This is a genomic window from Ruegeria sp. ABM4_193 (assembly GCF_056158705.1).
In genome coordinates, this window is record NZ_JBSWTT010000003.1 from 151,716 (window position 1) to 167,946 (window position 16,231).

Genomic DNA, 16,231 nt, shown 5'->3' on the forward strand with positions numbered 1-16,231 from the left:
CCATTGAAACCCGGAACCGCGCATCTGGACCCTGCGGCACAGCAGGAGTTTCTGAAACAGCTGACCTCTTACGGGGATCGCGCGCGTGAAACTCTGTTGGGGCTTTTGCCAACGGGCGAACCCCAGGCTTATCTGTATGGTCCGATACGGGATTATATCCAAACATCAGGCAAAGGACTACGGCCCGCACTATTGCTGGCCACCTGCGAAGCCTTTGGCGGCAATGCCGAGGAAGCACGGGTGTCCGCAGCTGTGCTGGAGCTTTTGCACAATGCCTTTCTGATCCACGACGATATCGAAGACCAAAGCGATTTCAGGCGTGGGCGGGCATGTATGCACCAGCGGCTTGGTGTCCCTTTGGCCATAAATACAGGCGACGGGATGCAAGCGCTGGCCCTGCGGCTGTTGCGGCAAAATCTGGGTTCGCTCGGGCTGGAAACCGGAATGCGCGTTGTGGATGAGTTCGACCATCTGCTGCAGCAATCCATTGAAGGTCAGGCGTTGGAGCTGGGTTGGATACGGGACAATCGGCTGAATGTGGACGCGTCGGACTATTTGCGGATGTGTCTGAAAAAGACTTGTTGGTACAGTTTCATTCACCCCATGCGGATCGGGGCATTGATTGCGCGGCCGCAGGATGTAGCGTCTGGCGCGTTGAATCTGGATGATTTCAACGCGTTCGGCTTTTTTCTGGGCGCAGCGTTTCAAATTCAGGACGATGTTCTGAACCTTGTTGGTTCACAGGACAAATACGGCAAGGAAATTGGTGGCGACATCTATGAGGGCAAACGCACGCTGATGTTGGGTCAGCTTGGTCTGCACGCCGATGAACCGGAACAGAAGCGATTGACCGAGATGCTGTCAAACCCGCGTGAAAACCGGTCAAATCAGGATGTTGAATGGGTGCTTGAGCGTATGGGCCACTATGGCAGCATCCGATTTGCGCAAGATGCGGCCAACGATCTGCTTGCATCTGCCCGTCAGGAATTTGCGCAGGTATTTGCAGGCACCCAAGACGCCCCGCGTGCATTTCTGGCGCAGTTCATGGATTACCTCGTGACCCGTCAGGTCTGAGCACCTGCAACCTCAAACACCACAACGATCGAAGTTTGCTCGGTCCCGGTGCAGGCGATCCGGCCATGATAAGCGCCCGGTTCCGTCAAATCCGGCACGGTGACTACAATCGCTACATCTGTGGTCTCTCCGGCAACCAGTTGGATTTGGGGTGGAACAACGTTTACGCGGTTTGCAGGCAGAATATCCCCATTCGGATTGGTTAGATCACCAGGTTCGAATTGCATTTCAACCGGCTCGTCACCTTCAGCCGCAGCAAAGGACAACAAGATTGTAGCCGTACCGCCAGGGTGGCAGATCTTGCGACAGGTAAAAGGCCCTTCGAGATGTTTTTGGTTGCCGCGCTCTGTCTCAAGCACGCGGCGCGCGATATCCGAAATCGGTTGAGTGTCCGGCTGCGATGCAACAGAGCTAATTGCGCGTGACGGGTTTTCGTAGGGTTTACGCTCGAAGTAAGGCATAACTTAATTTGCACCCGCGGCGTGGATCAGTAAATGGAAAATCCACCTACTGATCGCCGGGTTTGTTTATTTCCCTTTCCAAACCGGATCGCGTTTTTCGGCAAAGGCGCGGGCACCTTCCAGTTGATCTTCACTGGCATAGAGTACGTCCACAGTGCGCAGCTGACGTTTGGTGATGTGGTTCATCGCATCCTGGAATTTGGTATCCTCGGCGTCGCGCACGATCTCCTTGATTGCCGCATAAACCAGAGGCGGCCCCGAGGCCAGAAGGCGGGCAAGTTCCCAGGCACGGTCCATGAGTTGATCAGCAGCGACGATCTCATTCACCAGCCCCCAACGATTGGCTTCTTCCGCATCGAACCAACGCCCGGTCAGCAGCAGTTCCATGGCAATGTGATATGGAATGCGTTTGGGCAGCTTGACGCTGGCAGCATCTGCCACAGTGCCCGAGCGGATTTCCGGCAGGGCGAAAGTGGCGTGATCAGCGGCAAGGATCATATCCGCTGAAAGGGCAAGCTCAAGCCCGCCCCCACAGGCGATGCCGTTCACGGCTGCGATCACGGGCTTGTTCAGGTCGCGCAGCTCTTGCAGACCTCCAAACCCGCCAACACCATAATCTCCGTCCACAGCGTCACCATCGGCGGCAGCTTTCAGGTCCCAGCCCGGGCAAAAGAATTTATCGCCCGCGCCGGTCAGAATGGCTACGCGAAGCTCTGGGTCGTCGCGAAATGCGGCAAAGACCTCGCCCATGATTCTGCTGGTGGCAAGGTCAATGGCATTGGCCTTGGGGCGGTCCAGCGTCACCTCGAGGATCGTTCCGTCGCGGCGGGTTTTGATTGGGTCCATTTTTCAGGCCTTCCTTATAAGTGCATCCACCGCAACCGCGTCGTCCCGCGTGCAGAGGAGAGGGTTAATCTCGACCTCGCCGAGCGTGTCGGCGTTTTGCAAAACATAAGCCTGAACAGCATCGACTGCGGCAATGATCGAATCCATATCAGCCCCCGGTTGGCCGCGATAGCCTGCAAGCAAAGGCGCAATTTTCAGCTGACCAAGCGCCGTGCGGATGTCTTCAGGCGCGCTGGGCACCAGCAGAGAAACTGTGTCACGCATGACTTCGGTCAGCACGCCCCCTGCCCCAATGGTCAATACAAACCCATGCGCCGGATCACGAACAACACCAACCAAAAGTTCCGCAACGGTCCCCGTGATCATCTCTTCTATCAGAATGGCTTCGGTGCCGATTTCGGCCGCTACATCGGCCACGTCTTCGGCCTGGATGCCCAGCCGAACGGCGGCGTGTTCTGATTTGTGCGCAAGACCCACGCCTTTAACTGCAAAAGGTGCTTGCATGTCCTGCAACGCTTTGCGGATTTCTTCTTCGCCACTGACTGTGCGGTTTTGAGGGATGCGCAAACCGCATTCAGCCAGCGCCTGTTTAGACACACCCTCGGTAAGGGTTCCGAACGCCTCGACGCTGCCTGGCAGCAAAACGGGCTGCAAACAGGGGGCACGGACCTGACCCGCCGCGCGCGTGGCGGCAAGCGCTTCACGGATACCCATAAAAGGCACGACGCCGCCTGTCATCAGGTCTTTCGCTACATCTTCAGGCAGTAACTCTGGCAGGGTCGCGACAATGGCAAACCGTGCCCCAGTGTCCGCACGAACTTGCAAGGCCGCCCGCGTTGCACAGGTCCAATCTGTGGCGTCGGTGGTCGGATAATCGACGATAGAAAACGTCAGGTCGATATCCTCACCCGTCATACCGGACCATGCCTGCGACATCGCGCGTTCATCGCGCCAGATATAGGTGTGATAATCCAGCGGATTGTTCAGCGCCACCATAGGACCAAGCGCATTGCGTAGATGGGTCTTTTTTTCGTCGCTTAGCGGTGGGAAGGTCAAACCCGTGCCGACCGCCATGTCTGCAATCAGGCTCGCCTCGCCCCCCGAACAGCTGATCGAGGCTATGTTACCGCCGGGTAATGGACCGTAGCAGTGCAGCAGTTTCAACGTTTCGAGGAAATCCGGTAGCGACGAAAGACGCGGGATACCAAGCCGGTCCAACAACGCCTGCGCGCCCGCATCACTTCCTGCCAGAGACGCTGTATGAGACACCGTCGCTGCCTGCGCCTGTTCCGAAGCGCCGACCTTTAGGGCAACCAGCGGAATGCCCTTTGCATGGGCCTTTGCGGCCAGCGCCTCCCATTCGCGGATGTCCTTGAAACCTTCGACGTGCAGACCCAGGGCTGTCACGCGCGGATCATCAAGCAAGGCCGCAGCGATCTGCGCTTGACTGGTTTGCGCCATGTTTCCGCAAGCCACCATATAGGCAATCGGCAAGCCGCGTTTCTGCATGGTCAGGTTGATCGAGATATTCGAACTTTGAGTCAGGATCGCGACGCCTTTGTCCACCGGCGTCGCCCCGTGCTGATCCGGCCACAACAGCGCACCGTCCAACGCATTGATATAGCCATAACAGTTGGGGCCAAGAATGGGCATGTCACCGGCTGCGGCGATCAGCTGCGCCTGCAAGTCCCCGCCGGTGTCGTCTTCAGCGACGGCTTCGGAAAAACCCGAGGCAAAACAGACCGCCCCGCCCGCGCCCATGCTAGAGAGGACCTGAACCGCCTCAATAGTGGCGTGGCGGTTGATACCAATGAACACCGCATCCGGGGCTTCAGGCAGGTCTTCTATCTGCCCAAAAACCTTGTGTCCCGCGATCTCGTTGGCTTTGGGATGCACCGGCCAAATCTGCCCGGCATAGCCCATACGTTCGGATTGCAGAATAACCTGCTGACACCAGGCACCACCGCCAATGACAGCGATAGTTTTCGGGCGCAAAAGCCGGGTCAGGTCTTTGTTCATGGTCAGGCGCCCAGTGGACGCAGAAGATCACGGCTGATGATGTGGCGCTGAATTTCACTGGTGCCGTCCCAGATGCGTTCAACGCGTGCATCGCGCCAGAAACGCTCGATCGGGAAGTCGTCCATCAGACCCATACCACCATAGATTTGCAGCGTCGCATCCGTCACTCGCGCCAACGTTTCAGAAGCATAAAGCTTGGCCGAGGCAATCTCACGGTTCGAAGGCAGGTTTTGGTCCAGACGCCAGGCGGCGGCAAGGGTCAGCCAGTCGGCGGCGTCGATCTCGGTAATCATGTCTGCGATCTGGAAGCCGACGCCCTGAAACTTTCCGATAGGCTGGCCGAACTGCTTGCGCTCGGCCGCATAGTTCAACGCATAGTCAAAGCAGCGCCGCGCGCGCCCAACCGAGAACGCCGCAACCGTCAGGCGGGTTGCGTAGAGCCATTCGTTCATAACGGCAAAACCACCATCGACTTCGCCCAGCACCTGCGCATCCGGCAGACGGCAATTGTCGAAATAAAGGATATAATTCTTGTAGCCCTTGTGGCTGACCGAATTGTACCCTTCGCGCACTTCAAAGCCCGGGGTGCCGCGATCTACTAGGAAAGTGGTGATGCGCTTTTTGGGGCCTTTGGGGGTTTCGTCCACGCCGGTTGCGATGAAGACAATGAAGAAATCCGCGTGTTCCGCACCAGAAATGAAGTGTTTCGAACCCTTGACTACCCAGTCGCCCCCATCGCGCACTGCCTGACATTTCATGCCGCGCACGTCCGACCCGGCATCCGGTTCGGTCATCGCCAAAGCATCCATCTTTTCGCCGCGTACGGCAGGCAGCAAATAGCGTTTGCGCTGCTCATCATTGCAGGCCATCAGGATGTTTTGCGGGCGTCCAAAGAAATGCGTCAACGCCATCGAGCCGCGGCCAAGCTCACGCTCAACGAGGGTGAAATCCAGATGGGACAAGCCCGCGCCACCAACCTCTTCAGGAAAGTTACAAGCATAAAATCCCAGATCGATGCATTTCTGCTTGATCTCGTTGCCCAACTCGAGCGGGACGGTACCGCTGCGCTCGACCGCCTCTTCATGCGGGTAGATTTCGTTTTCAACAAAGCTGCGGACCGTCGAGACGATCATTTCTTGTTCTTCGGACAAACCGAATTGCATGGCGCGTATCCCTTGGATCAGTAGTTGACCAAAAGAACGTCATCCCTCAAATTCTCGACATGCAGTTTTAGGCGTACATCATGCAGAATTCGAAATTTTTGCTACGGCGATACAACATTCTGCTCTTCAATGGGTTTTCGAACCATTGCCTAGCAAACATGGTCGAACCGCTGCGAGCGGCGAACAACATGTCACGGCACACGCTCTATGAGTGGAGGTTCTGCTCGCCGGACGGAACACAGGTCCAAAGCTCAAGCGGGCTGAGTGTCACCCCGGACGGAGCGATTGCGGATCAAAGGGGCGATGTCCTTGTGGTCATGCCGTCTTATGGTTTTCTAAAACTCGATACCCGGGCAACCATTCGGGTCGTGCTGGCAGCGGCAAAACGGCATACGCAGATCGCAGGATTGGATACCGGCAGCTGGCTTTTGGCGCGGGCGGGATTGCTGGACGAGCATCGGGCAACCATTCACTGGGACGAGTTATCTCGGTTCGAAGAACAGTTTCCGGCGGTTGAAACCGTGCGTGAACGCTTTGTCATCGATGGCAATCGGCTGACCTGTTCCGGGGCGATGGCGGCGTTCGATCTCGCCTCAGCACTTATTCGGCAGGATCATGGCCCGCTATTGTCTCTGGAGGTGGCGCAATTACTGATGGGGCGAAACGGGCGCAATCCCTATTCTTTGCCATTGAAATCCGAAGACAAGCTGGTCAATCGGGCGTTGGACTTGATGCAGGCAAATATCGAAACCCCATTGTCAATCACACAGGTCGCCCGGCGCATCGGATGTTCGCAAAAACGGATTGAAACCCGCATACGTGCCGAACTGAAAACCACACCGCAGGCACTTTATAGGCGTTTGCGACTGACGCTAGCGCGTAATCTGGCAGAGGAAACAGAACAATCCATCGCCGAGATCGCTGGGCGTTGCGGGTACGAAAACGCCAGCGCGATGACCCGTGCGTTCAAAGCAGAATTCGGTCAGACCCCGACCGCGTTTCGGTCAAGCTGACCCTGTATCCGATGGCTCACCCTCAGACCCGCGCGTCACGCTTTTCCTGTTCGATCTGGCGACGAATATGGATGTAGTCGATGATTCCATAGACCAAAATCAGAACCGACACAGGCAGAACAGCCATTCCAACCCAGACAAAAACCGAATCCGCATCCGCAAACTGCATTAATCCAAATCCTGCAATCGCCACTCCCAAGGCGGTTTTTACATAGGCCAGCAAGGTGCGCCGGTTGGCCAACTCGGTTCGTAGAAAGGCCAGCACCGTATTGTCCAGTGCGCGTCGGGACTTGAGATCGGAAGGAGGGGTTGGGTCAGCCATGCCTTATGGATGCGAAATTCGCAGCCGGACTCAAGTGAAAACCTCACCACATCGCTTGAAGGCCGAACCAGAACGCAATCCAGCACATAGCCACGCTCAGCAAAATGTTTCCTGCTGCCATCAGGATGGTACGCTCGCGGTGGAGTTGCAGGGACTGATAGGCAAAGCTGGAAAACGTGGTGAAGCCTCCGCAGAAACCAAAGACCAAACGGCGTTCTTCCTCGGGCATTAAGTGGGGTTCACCCAGATAACCCGCCCACAAACCCAGAAACAGGCAACCCACCACATTCACCACGAGTGTCGAAAGCGGCAGTTCATGCGTGATCATACGGTTGAGCATATGCCGAGCGACCGCGCCCAGACCGCCGCCCAAAGCAAATGCTGCGTGCAAATAGAGATCACTCATCCGGGTGCTCTCCTGCGTGATACTTGCGCCCGATCGCTTCACCCAGGATGGCGGCGGCAAGACCAAAAACAACTTCAAGGGCCAGAGCTGCGACCATATAGGCGATATCTGCTTGGGACAGCCGGTCGAGCTCGGCTACGAATGAGGAAAAGGTCGACAACCCACCGCAAAACCCAACCGCGCCTAGATGGATGACATGGGCATGAACCCTGTGCCGCACCGCATAGAGCCAGCCGATGAACAGACAGGCTGCAATATTGATCCCGAAGGTTGCAGTCACGAAGGGCACGCCGGGTATTTCAAGCGACAGCATTTCGCGCAGCACCGACCCAAGCGCGCCGCCGACAAAGACGGCGAGATACATGAGTTTTCGCTGCAAGTCCTTGGCCCCCTGATCAGAATCGCATTCTTCGATCTACGTCCATACAGGCTTGGGGATTAAACGCCAATGATCGACCCGTCGGTGATTCAGAACCGTTGGGCCGATGCGCGCTCCCAATCGCTTGCAAATCCCGCAGGGACACTGTCTGACAGCAACCCACCTTCGGGAAGCCGTTCATAAAGGTCCGCATATGTGAACTCTTTTTCGTCTGTTGAGCGGCGCAGAATATCCGAAGGGTGCAAGTCCGTTACCTTTTCGTAGCCCATTGCACCCAGAATTTCGCGGAAGCTTTCCAGCGTGGCATCATGATAGCGATGCACCCGCTGACGCTTTTGCGGCACATTCACGGCCTTTGCACGTTCCTGATCCTGAGTAGCGATGCCCGTGGGACAGCGGTTGGTATTACAATGCAGCGACTGGATACAGCCCACGGCAAACAGCATCGCGCGGGCCGAATTGCACATATCTGCGCCCAAGGCGAGTTTTTCGATCATGTCATAGCCTGTTGCGACCTTACCGGAACAGATGACTCGGACCTTGTTGCGCACACCGATGCCACGCAAGCAGTTATCGACAAAGATCAACCCTTCGTTCAACGGCATCCCCAACCTGTTGGAATATTCCACTGGCGCAGCGCCGGTGCCGCCTTCGGCTCCGTCGACTGTGACGAAATCAGGCAAAATCCCGGTATCCAGCATTGCCTTGCAGATACTCATGAATTCGGACCGTTTACCGATACACAGCTTGAAACCCACTGGCTTGCCGTCCGACATCTCACGCAGATGCTGCACAAACTCCATCAGCCCGGTGGGGGTATCAAAGGCCGAATGTGCAGGGGGTGAGATCACATCCTTATGGGGTTCAACACCGCGAATTTCAGCGATTTCCTCGTCGACTTTGACCGCAGGTAGAACCCCGCCATGGGCAGGTTTCGCACCTTGGCTCAGCTTGATCTCAATGGCTTTGACCACGTCCTTTTGGGCTTTCTCTGCAAACTTGTCCTTGTCAAACCCACCTTCGGGGGTGCGGCAGCCGAAATAGCCCGTGCCAATCTGCCAAATGAGATCACCGCCTTCCGCCAAATGATGCGGGCTAATACCACCCTCTCCTGTGTTATGGGCAAACCCACCGTCTTTGGCGCCACCATTCAACGCCCGGATCGCGGTATGGCTCAGCGCTCCGAAGCTCATCGCTGAAACGTTCAGGCGCGACGCATCGTAAGGCTTGGAACATTGCGGGCCGCCCAGCGTAACACGCTTCTCGCTTTCCTCCACCTCCTTTGGCACCAGCGAATGATTGGTGCGGTGATAGCCCACCTGCGTGATGTCGTACTGGGTGCCAAACGCCTGTGTATCCTGTTGGCCTTTGGCACGAGCATAGACCAGACTGCGCGTGATCCGGTTGAAGGGCCGTCCGCTTTCGTTGGTTTCAACAAAGTACTGGCGTATTTCTGGGCTGACGAATTCCAGCATGTAACGAAAATGGCCCAGAACCGGATAGTTATTAAGCACATTGTGCTTGGTCGTCATCAGGTCATAAGCCCCGATTGCGATATAGGGCAGCACGATCACCAACAGCCACAGTGCTGGGGTCCAAAACCAGCCAAGAAGCAAAGTCAGGGGCAGGCCGAAAAAGGCCACCGCGTAGTATATGTTGCGTACAATCATGCGTCCGATCTCCGGTTTCTAAATTGGATTGGCACCCGCGTTACAGCTGCGCCTTGAGCTCTTTGACCCAATTGTCCCACTGGGCGTGGTCGCCCTTCGCCAGCAGGATTCCTTCTTTCAGTTTGGACATACCAAAGCCCCAGGCCATCTTGGTGTCCACATGTGGGGGCATCACCAGCTCACCCGGCGTGACCATGGCGTCGATGATGAACGGCTTGGTGCTGGCTTTGGCCTGCGCTATGGCATCTTTGATGTCAGCGGCGTGTTCCACACGCACGCCATCCCCACCGCAGACCTTTGCGTATTCGGCAAAATCCGGGTTCACCAGATCCGTGGCCATCGGGTTCACGGCATAGCCCGCAACCTCCATCTCCATCTTCACGAAACCCAGTGTCTGGTTGTTGAACACAATCACCTTGATCGGCCAGTCGTAGCGCACCGCGGTCACGAAATCCTGCATGGACATACCAAAGCCGCCGTCGCCGCAGAACGTCCAGACCTCACGCGAGGGATCGAGCGCCGCTGCTCCAAGCGCCGAAGGCAAGCCAGAGCCCAGAGAGGAATGGTTGAATGAACCCACCATACGCCGCCCACCCTTCATTCGGGTCTGCCGCGCCACCCAGACGGTGCATTCACCAATATCCATGGCAAAAACCGCATCCTCTTCGGCCTGATTGGAAATTTCGCGGGCGAATAACTGCGGGTGCAGCGGTTCGCTGGCACGTTCGAGGCTGGCCTCTTTGTCCTGTTGCGCCAGCCACTTGTTGCAGAGTTTAACCTGGTGATCGGCGAAGTTTCGGTCTTCTTTCTCCGCTATTTGAGGCAGCAGCCGGTCCAGCGTCGCTCCGACATCCCCCAACAGGCCCGATGCGACAGGCGCACGGCGACCCAGATTTTCGACGCTGCGGTCGATCTGCACGATCTTGGCCGTCTCTGGCAGGAACCATTCATAGGGAAAGTCGGTGCCCAGCATCACAAGCACATCGCAATCGCGTACCGCGTGATAGCCGCCGGGGTTGCCGATGAGACCAGTCATGCCAACCACATTCGGGTCGTCGTAGTCGAAGATATCCTTGCCCTTCAACGTATGCGCAAGCGGAGCGTTGAGCTTTTGCGACAGGGCCAAAACCTGATCTTTTGCCTCGCGGCAACCTACACCGGCAAAAAGCGCCACCTTCTTGCCTGCGTTTATGATCTGCGCAGCACGGGCAATCTCATCTTCGGGTGGGATCAGGGTAGAAGGCTGTTTCAAAAGCGGGTGGAACTGGTGCAGGCTGGGCACCTTTTGTTCGGATACATCGATGGGCAGTTCAATCCGCACCACCTCGCGGTTGATGAGCGCACGTTGCACGGCGATCTGGGCAAGACGCGGCATCTGATCCGGCGTGTGGATCACCGCCTGATAGTCGCACACATCATCAAACGCCTTTTCCAGGTTCACTTCCTGATGATAACCTGTGCCGCGTTCCCGGTGGGCGACCTGGCCAGTGATTGCCACCACGCCCGCGGCTTCGCGTTTGGCGTTGTAGAGCCCATTGATAAGATGCAGAGCACCGGGTCCAACCGTGCCGGCACAAATCCCGATACCGCCTGTCAGATGTGACTGGGCATAAGCCGCATAAGCTGCGTTTTCTTCGTGCCGCAGCCCTTTCCACTCAAACCTGTCATCCCCGCGCATGGCTTCGAGGAAAGGGTTCAGCGCGTCGCCAACCACGCCAAAGATCTGACGACCACCTGCATCTGCCAATATGTCCAGCAGGACTTCACACACGTTTTTCGCCATGTCTCTCTTCTCTCGTTTCGAGCAAATTCAACAAGATGTAGCCAACATCGTGTCTGCCTTTAATTCAATAGCCATCCTAAAAATCAAAGTCGCTTCACCGACTTTTCAAATCACACAAGGGTCAATTGGATGTGACGTACACAAACACAGCATGGTCCTGTAGGCCCATAAAGTGCCACAAGTTCAAAGTGTTTTTGACAGTTAGCCAGGCGATGCAGGCGAAAGCTGGCACAAAGCCGCACATATATTCAAAAAAGAACGCGTTGCGGTTCTGGAATCGACACCGCAACGCGTGCTTGAAAAACTATTGGCAGTGTATCGGACTATTCCCGACCCACAGCTTGACCATCTTCATCGAAAAAGTGCAGCTTGCTGGTCGGGAAATGCAAACCGATCTGTGCGCCTGGTTTGAGGTCAGTGTCTCCATTCAAACGCACAGTGACGTTTTCTTCAGCACCGACATCGACAATTAGGAACGTATCGGCACCCAGGTATTCGATCACCTCGATCACGCCGTCGGTCTGGCCCTCGCCCGCTGTAACCACTTCGATGTGTTCAGGGCGCACACCCAATCGGTTGGCTTCGCCGGAAAACGCAAATTGGCCCCCTCTGCCGTGTGCCAGCGTATAGCTGCCGCCTTGAGCGGAACAGGGCAACACGTTCATTTTAGGGCTTCCAATGAACTGCGCCACAAACAGATTGGCCGGACGTTCATAGAGCTCGCGGGGCGTACCGACCTGTGCGATCTTGCCGTATTCCAGAACCACGATCCGGTCGGCCAGCGTCATGGCTTCGACCTGATCATGGGTCACATAGATCATCGTGCGCTTGAGGCTTTGGTGCAGCTTGGCGATCTCGTACCGCATCTCGACCCGTAAGGCCGCGTCGAGGTTCGAAAGCGGCTCGTCGAACAAAAAGGCGGTGGGATCACGCACGATGGATCGGCCGATGGCAACGCGCTGGCGCTGTCCACCTGACAAGTCTTTTGGCCGGCGTTCCAAAAACGGTCCAAGCTTCAAAACCTCTGCCGCTGTGTTGACCTGCTCTGCGATCTCAGCTTTTGGCACCCCGGCCACTTTCAGCGAGAACCCCATGTTTTCGGCAACCGTCAGATGCGGGTAAAGCGCATAAGATTGGAACACCATTGTCAGCCCGCGTTTCGAGGGCGGATGATCGGTGACGTCAGTGTCATTGATCAGAAGTGACCCGCGCGAAATATCCTCGAGCCCACCAATCATGCGCAACAAGGTGGATTTGCCACAGCCGGAGGGGCCGACAAAAACAATGAATTCACCCTCTTCGATTTTGAGGTCCACGCCCTTGATGACCTGGGCTGACCCAAACCACTTTTCGACGGACTTTAGTTCAATGCTTCCCATTAGCTTCTCCCTGCCCAGTGAAGCCAAACGGCGGCTGTCCAGGTGAACGCAGTGCCACCGGCTGGGCTGCCGGTCTTTGGATCAAAATATTCAGCAAATCCGTAGTTCGAGATCAGCTTTGCAGTTTTCCGACGCAGATCTTCTGCCTGCCGCGAGTGGCCCATGTCTTCCAGCCCAAATCCGATCATCATATTCATGATGGCCCAGGTCGGACCGCGCCAATACCGGCGCGCATCAAAGTTCGGCATCGATGTATCGTAGCTTGGAACTGGATAAGGAACGGTCTCCAAAACCGAATTCAAACGCCCCAACATCTTTTCTGAATCGATACCAGCATACCAGCACATGTATGACGCGTTTGAGATGCTGCCCGCCCACTCGCCTGTATGCGCGTCACGGGAATCAAAGCTGCCCAGGTCTTCATTCCATAAAGACCGCGCACCGTTTTCGAGCCGATCGACATCCGCACGCAATCCTTCGGCCTCAAGACCAAGTTCTTCGCTTATGGCCAACAGATCTCTTGCCGCGCGCAACGCCGTGAATGTCATCGTTGGGTCGGCAACCCGAAATGGGTTCTTTTCCAGCAGGATCTGCTGATCCCATTCGGCCTCACGACCAATCTGAACCAGCTTGATGTACCGGTCATAGTCAAACTTGGTAGGCCGGTCGTCGCTGTTTACGTGTGTGGTGTCTCGGCGCTGATACTCACCGACATCTGAAGCGTCCATGCGCGCCATCGATTTGTCCCAGTCGGGAGCGTTGTCGCGCCCGGCTTCCCATGGATGCGTCGTGCAGACCGCATCCCGGTCATCCAGACGCCACTTCATGATCCATCGATGCCAAGCCAGTAACTTTGGAAACAGATCGCGCAAGCGTTGCTCGCCAGCGACGCGGTCCTGCTCCCAAATCTTGCGGACCATTGTCGCCGCAATGGGGGGTTGAATTATCCCCGACGACAAAATCGGGCCGTTGCACCCCCAAACGTCCGGGCCAGGGAAATATCCGTCATCCTGCTGGTGGAACAGGATGTGCGGCACCATGCCGTCCGTCCATTGGCCCGAGAACAGCGTTTCGACCTCGGTCCAGGCGCGGTCAATGTCGAATTCTGCAAATCCCAGGGCAGCAATCGCGCTGTCCCAGTTCCATTGATAAGGGTACAGCCCCTCGGTCGGGATTGTGTAACCACCGCGATCATTGGCAATCAGAATATTGCGCGCTTCGCGGTCCGGGTTTGTATGTTGGTTCATCTCAGTCATCCTTTGACGGACCCCGCAGTCAGGCCCTTGGTCATGAAACGTTCAAGTCCCAGAAACAACGCCATGATCGGCAGAGTGGCGATCACCGCACCAGCCATCAGATGTTGTCGGGGAATTTCCGAGGAATTCAGCATTGTAACGCCTCGGGTCAGAGTGAATTTCGACGGATCGTCCAGCAGCATGAAAGCAAGCAGGAACTCGTTCCACGCAATCATGAAGACATAGAGCGACACCGAGGCCAGCGCAGGCAGGCTGAGCGGCAGGGTGATCTTCCAAATCACAGCCAAACGCGACAGACCATCCATCAGACCAGCCTCTTCCACTTCGGTGGGCAAGCCACGGAAATAGCCTTGCAGCATATAGAGTGCGACGGGGATCGTCGTGACCGGGTAGATCATGACAATGCCAAGGATCGAGTTTCGCAGGCCCGTCAGCGAAAACGCGATGTAAATCGGCAGCGCCAGAACGATCATCGGAACCATGTAGATCAGCAGGATCGACCGCGAAAACGCCTTTTGCCCTTTGAACCGGAACCGCGCCACCGCATAGGCACCGGGGACGCTGAACAGCAACGTGATGAACACAGTCAGGACCGAAACATAGAAGGACGTCCAGAGATAAGTGCCGAAATTGAAGTCGCGAAACAGTTCGGTATAGCTGCGGAACAACGCGGTGCCCTGGCTCAGGTCAACTGAGAAATCCAGGGGGTTCTGCAACAGCGCCTGCTGCGATTTCAGGCTGGTCATCACCATCACATAAAATGGGATGACAACAATGGCCGTGAAAAAGATATACCCGAATCCGGTGCAAAAGCGGATCACCGCCTCTTCGAATTCATGGCGTGTCAGTTCGGTGAAGGGCAGTTCCTTAAGGATCTCGGCCAATGACAGGTGCATCACAACCGCAACCGCGATGACAGTGATTAGGCTTGCCTGCAGCGTCGTATCCGGACCAATCAGAACGGGGCCCAAACCGCTTAGGCAGGACAAACCCAGCAGCACAGAAATCGCCAGGCGCGCCGGGGCGTGACGCGCAGGAAACGCAACATAGGTAAGACCTGCCACTGCGCCCCAGATCAGGCTCAAACCCACCTGCGGGCGAAACGCTGCGCCCGTGGCGAAGGACATGGTGACGGAAACGGTGGTTGCAATGATGACCAACCAGAGTGCGCCCAGAACCGGGCCAGTGATGAAACCTTTGCGCATCACAAACCCTCCTCACGGCTGATGAAGCGGAAGAAGACAAAGCTGAAGGCGATCAGGCACAGCAGGATGACCACGGCCACCGCCGCGCCTGCCCCGATGTTTGAGATCGCAAACGCCTGCTCATAGACATTCACAGTCAGTGTGCGGGTACCTGCATTACCACCGGTCAGCAGGAAAATGTCGTCGAACTTGTTGAACGTCCAGATAAAGCGCAGAAGGAACAGTACCGACAGGATGCCCAACAATTGCGGGATGCTCAGCAACCAGAACTTCTGGAAGGGCGACGCTCCATCCATATCAGCGGCTTCATACATGCTGCTATCAATGGATTGCATCCGCGCCAGAATGAACAGGAAGGACAGCGGGAAATAGCGCCAGATTTCGAACACCGTGACCATGATAAGCGCCAGAGGGCGTTCGCCGAAAAAGTTGATCGGTGCACTGGTCAGACCCATTTGGATCAAAAGCGCATTGGCTGAGCCCGAAAACGGATCAAACAGCGTGACCCAGGTAAAGGCCACCGCAATGACAGGAGCGACATAGGGAAACAGGTAAAGGCCCCGGATGAACCCCTGCCCTTTGAAGCTTTTGTTCAGCAAAAGCGCCGCGAACAAGCCCATGACCAAAGCGCCAATGGTCCCGAACACCGTGTAAAACAGTGTAACCCAAAGAACGCCCCAGAACTCAGACCCGTCAAAGACGCGAGCATAGTTTTCGAGGCTGAATTCAAAGTTGGTCAGAACGTTCGGCCCACTTCCAGTTACACGCGGTTCTGACGCTTCGACCACGTCTTCAAACGCATCGGGGTCGCCGTCCACGTCAACGGGAATGCGGATACGCTCGCGCTGCCCCCCTTCCAGAGTGCCGAAGTCACAAAACAGGTCCTGCCCGTCCAAAACGCAGGGGGCGGCAACGTCCCCCGCGACGACACCGTCGGGCAGAACGTCGCTAAGGGTGACGCCGTCGATTGCGATCTCCTGACTGGAGTTGCGCAGACGGTATTCAATCCGCAGATCGTCGCCCGATCCGCGCAGGCTTTCACGCACAACCGGTGCGGGTGGGCGGAGATCGGACAGGGTAAACGGCTTGAAGCTGATCCAGAAGATTGCCAGCAAAGGCAAGATCACCACAAGCGATACACTGATCACGGTCGGAGCCAGCAGCGTCCAGGCCAGACGCGCCTCGCGTTTAGCTAACGCCCCGGTTCCGGTCGGTGGGGTGGCCGAAGTCATGGGGTACCTCGAAGGGTTGGGTG

General features: G+C 56.4%; 15 protein-coding genes. 2 read left to right on the forward strand and 13 right to left on the reverse strand.

Translation table 11 applies throughout. The annotated features are described in order from the left end of the window. Nucleotides 1-3: 3 nt before the first annotated feature. Entirely contained in the window at nt 4-1,074 is a 1,071-nt protein-coding gene (locus ACXADZ_RS19050) for a polyprenyl synthetase family protein (protein ID WP_475198923.1), read from the forward strand. On the opposite strand, the gene ACXADZ_RS19055 is transcribed toward ACXADZ_RS19050, so the two are convergent. The 4 genes from ACXADZ_RS19055 to ACXADZ_RS19070 all read right to left on the reverse strand — a co-directional run bounded on the left by ACXADZ_RS19055 (nt 1,065) and on the right by ACXADZ_RS19070 (nt 5,563). Then, the gene (locus tag ACXADZ_RS19055) at nt 1,065-1,535 is read right to left on the reverse strand and encodes a hypothetical protein (RefSeq protein ID WP_171671355.1); all 471 of its coding nucleotides are present in this window, start codon (nt 1,533-1,535) and stop codon (nt 1,065-1,067) included. The genes ACXADZ_RS19050 and ACXADZ_RS19055 overlap by 10 nt on opposite strands. Nucleotides 1,536-1,601: 66 nt before the next feature. Further along, complete coding sequence (locus ACXADZ_RS19060) at nt 1,602-2,381, reverse strand: carnitinyl-CoA dehydratase (protein WP_171094540.1); 780 nt, start codon at nt 2,379-2,381, stop codon at nt 1,602-1,604. Nucleotides 2,382-2,384: 3 nt separating this feature from the next. After that, on the reverse strand, nt 2,385-4,400 hold the full coding sequence (locus ACXADZ_RS19065) for an acetate--CoA ligase family protein (RefSeq protein WP_475198924.1): 2,016 nt from the start codon (nt 4,398-4,400) through the stop codon (nt 2,385-2,387). Between the two features lie 2 nt (nt 4,401-4,402). After that, on the reverse strand, nt 4,403-5,563 hold the full coding sequence (locus tag ACXADZ_RS19070; RefSeq protein ID WP_475198925.1) for an acyl-CoA dehydrogenase family protein: 1,161 nt from the start codon (nt 5,561-5,563) through the stop codon (nt 4,403-4,405). Nucleotides 5,564-5,643: 80 nt separating this feature from the next. Here ACXADZ_RS19070 and ACXADZ_RS19075 point away from each other — a divergent pair, with 80 nt between their 5' ends. Next, entirely contained in the window at nt 5,644-6,576 is a 933-nt protein-coding gene (locus ACXADZ_RS19075; protein ID WP_475198927.1) for a GlxA family transcriptional regulator, read from the forward strand. Between the two features lie 22 nt (nt 6,577-6,598). Here ACXADZ_RS19075 and ACXADZ_RS19080 read toward each other — a convergent pair whose 3' ends face one another. The 9 genes from ACXADZ_RS19080 to ACXADZ_RS19120 all read right to left on the reverse strand — a co-directional run bounded on the left by ACXADZ_RS19080 (nt 6,599) and on the right by ACXADZ_RS19120 (nt 16,208). Beyond that, complete coding sequence (locus ACXADZ_RS19080; protein ID WP_171094531.1) at nt 6,599-6,898, reverse strand: DUF202 domain-containing protein; 300 nt, start codon at nt 6,896-6,898, stop codon at nt 6,599-6,601. A 43-nt stretch (nt 6,899-6,941) separates the two neighbouring features. Further along, nucleotides 6,942-7,304 (reverse strand): fluoride efflux transporter CrcB, encoded by a 363-nt coding sequence (crcB, locus tag ACXADZ_RS19085; RefSeq protein WP_171105422.1) that lies wholly within the window; start codon nt 7,302-7,304, stop codon nt 6,942-6,944. Next, nucleotides 7,297-7,683, reverse strand: coding sequence for a fluoride efflux transporter FluC (locus tag ACXADZ_RS19090; RefSeq protein ID WP_475198934.1), 387 nt, complete (start codon nt 7,681-7,683; stop codon nt 7,297-7,299). Before ACXADZ_RS19090 ends, crcB begins: the two co-directional genes overlap by 8 nt. Before the next feature lie 89 nt (nt 7,684-7,772). Further along, nucleotides 7,773-9,353 (reverse strand): FMN-binding glutamate synthase family protein, encoded by a 1,581-nt coding sequence (locus ACXADZ_RS19095; protein ID WP_475198937.1) that lies wholly within the window; start codon nt 9,351-9,353, stop codon nt 7,773-7,775. A gap of 40 nt (nt 9,354-9,393) precedes the next feature. After that, nucleotides 9,394-11,136: a thiamine pyrophosphate-dependent enzyme gene (locus tag ACXADZ_RS19100; protein WP_475198940.1), complete on the reverse strand. Its 1,743-nt coding sequence runs from the start codon at nt 11,134-11,136 to the stop codon at nt 9,394-9,396. Between the two features lie 323 nt (nt 11,137-11,459). Beyond that, on the reverse strand, nt 11,460-12,515 hold the full coding sequence (locus ACXADZ_RS19105; protein WP_475198942.1) for an ABC transporter ATP-binding protein: 1,056 nt from the start codon (nt 12,513-12,515) through the stop codon (nt 11,460-11,462). Beyond that, the gene (locus ACXADZ_RS19110; protein WP_475198943.1) at nt 12,515-13,762 is read right to left on the reverse strand and encodes an MGH1-like glycoside hydrolase domain-containing protein; all 1,248 of its coding nucleotides are present in this window, start codon (nt 13,760-13,762) and stop codon (nt 12,515-12,517) included. The genes ACXADZ_RS19105 and ACXADZ_RS19110 overlap by 1 nt, the downstream gene beginning before the upstream one ends. A 5-nt stretch (nt 13,763-13,767) precedes the next feature. After that, entirely contained in the window at nt 13,768-14,976 is a 1,209-nt protein-coding gene (locus tag ACXADZ_RS19115) for a carbohydrate ABC transporter permease (RefSeq protein ID WP_475198945.1), read from the reverse strand. Continuing rightward, nucleotides 14,976-16,208, reverse strand: a complete 1,233-nt coding sequence (locus ACXADZ_RS19120; protein WP_475198946.1) for a carbohydrate ABC transporter permease — start codon at nt 16,206-16,208, stop codon at nt 14,976-14,978. Before ACXADZ_RS19120 ends, ACXADZ_RS19115 begins: the two co-directional genes overlap by 1 nt. Nucleotides 16,209-16,231 lie beyond the last annotated feature (23 nt).